We start from the raw sequence: 544 nt of genomic DNA, 5'->3' as shown, positions 1-544 counted from the left end.
CTCCATAAGCTTAGCTTCGCTTTTGTGATGTTCGCTGCGCTCACATTTTTACACAAAAGCTCTGCGTCGCTATGTCGCGCTGAGCCAGGCGTTATGCATTGGGAGTAGCATGGAGAAATATTCCGTTAATTGTGCTGATCTCCAAAGCGAGTCGGAGTTTTGGGCAATATACATAGAGAGCGTAAATGCCAGGAATCCCGAGAAATTCGGAAGGAATCTTGATGCGCTTTGGGATGCCCTGCATGCTGGAGGGCCAGGATCTCCGGAATCTAGAGATTGCAAAATCATAGTTCTGCATTCTGAGGCCTTAAAGCGCTTTCGTGATGGCTACTTTCATGATCACCTGAGTCAAATTGCTTATGATCTCAGGTCAGATCCAGGCGGCACAGTAGCCCTGGTACTTAAGTAGTGTGCCGCAATGCATAACAAATGAATGAAGGGCGACGCCTAAACCTTTGCTTCACTTTTGTGTTGCTCGCGGCGCTCGCAAATTAACACAAAAGTAGCGCGCCGGTACGGCGCCCCTTATCCAGGCGTTATGTTG

The 544-nt window shown here is 48.7% G+C and carries 1 protein-coding gene; it reads left to right on the top strand.

Annotation, left to right across the window (positions count from 1 at the left end; translation table 11 throughout):
* Positions 1–109 precede the first annotated feature (109 nt).
* Complete coding sequence (locus QSJ80_RS15640; RefSeq protein ID WP_352176533.1) at positions 110–409, top strand: barstar family protein; 300 nt, start codon at positions 110–112, stop codon at positions 407–409.
* Positions 410–544 lie beyond the last annotated feature (135 nt).

The organism is Biformimicrobium ophioploci (genome assembly GCF_030270605.1).
Taxonomy (GTDB): domain Bacteria; phylum Pseudomonadota; class Gammaproteobacteria; order Pseudomonadales; family Cellvibrionaceae; genus Biformimicrobium; species Biformimicrobium ophioploci.
Note: the sequence above shows the minus strand (reverse complement) of the source record. Positions and strands in the feature narration are given on the sequence as shown.